This is a genomic window from Streptomyces niveiscabiei, from assembly GCF_001419795.1.
GTDB lineage: Bacteria > Actinomycetota > Actinomycetes > Streptomycetales > Streptomycetaceae > Streptomyces > Streptomyces niveiscabiei.
In genome coordinates this window covers 1-1,245 of the sequence record NZ_LIRL01001199.1, presented here as the reverse complement: position 1 = coordinate 1,245, position 1,245 = coordinate 1, and the positions used below count along the sequence as shown (strand labels likewise).

Here is a 1,245-nt window from a genome sequence, read left to right as displayed (position 1 = left end):
CCCCAACACCCCCGGCCCCGCCCAGCCGTCGCCCCGGATACCGCTGCCGCGCGCCGCCGCCGAGGACGACGAGGCGTACCCCGCCGTACGACAGGAAGGCGGGGCCGTCCCCGCACCGCCGACACCCCCTCTGGAGCACCCGGTGCTCAAGTCACTGCTCGGCGCGTGGGCGCTGGCGGCGTGCTCCGCGGAGGAGTCCGAGGCCGTCGAGGAACACCTCGGCGGGTGCGGGGCCTGCGCGGACGAGGCGCGCCGGCTGCGCGAGGCCGTCGGGCTGCTCCAGCGGCCCGAGCCGCTCGACCTCGACCCCGGGCTGCGTACGCGGGTCCTCGCGAGCTGCCTCGAACGGCGTCCGCCGCGCATCCCCGTGCCGGAGTGGGCCCTGTCGTACGACGCGGAGGCCGCCCGGCTCGACGCGCTGCTCCAGGACTTCGGGGACTCCGAGTGGCACGCGCCCGTACGGCTGCGGTGGTTCGCCGGAGAGCGGCAGGAGAGCCGGCGCACCACCGTCGCCGGGGTCATCGCGCACCTCCACGCGGTCGACGGGCTCGTCGCCGTCGCGCTCGGGCTCGACGATCCGCTGCGCGGCGGGCCGGGCGAGGTGGGGTGCGGGCCCGTCGCCCGGACCGAGTACTCCTGGCGCAACTCCCGGTTCCCCCACACCCGTACCGTGCGCGCGCCCTGGCGGGCCCAGGCCCACGACATCGTGCGGACCGCGTCCTTCACGGGCGGCTCCGCCGGGGGGCTCGGGGTGTCCTACGGCGACTTCGAGCTGCCCCTGCGGGACGCGCTGCTCGACCGGGCCTTCGAGTGCTGGGTCCACGCGGACGACATCGCGCAGGCCGTGGACTATCCGTACGATCCGCCCGCGCCGCGTCATCTGCGCGCGATGATCGAGCTGGCCGCGCGGATGCTGCCCACCGCGCTGGCGGAGCGGCGACGTGCCGGGCTCGCGTCGCCCGGGCGTACCCGTCACCTCGTCCCCGCCGGGCACCCCGGTCGCAGCCTTCGGCTGGAGATCGAGGGGCTCGGTGGGGGTGAGTGGTTCATCCCGCTCGACTCGCCCGCGGCCGTCGGGTCCGCCGAGTACGAGGTCGCGCACATCGCGTTGGACGGGGTCGAGTTCTGCCAGCTCGCCGCCGGGCACATCACGCCGGAGGACGCGGCTGCGGGGCAGGTCGGGGACCGGGAGGCGATCAGGGACGTGCTGTTCGCTGCGGCGGCGTTGAGCCGGATGTAGGGGGT

Annotated in this window: 1 protein-coding gene; it reads left to right on the top strand. The window is 76.1% G+C overall.

Annotation, left to right across the window (positions count from 1 at the left end; translation table 11 throughout):
• On the top strand, positions 1-1,240 hold a 1,240-nt coding region (locus AOK24_RS42010), incomplete at its 5' end, for a zf-HC2 domain-containing protein (RefSeq protein ID WP_055725137.1).
• Positions 1,241-1,245 lie beyond the last annotated feature (5 nt).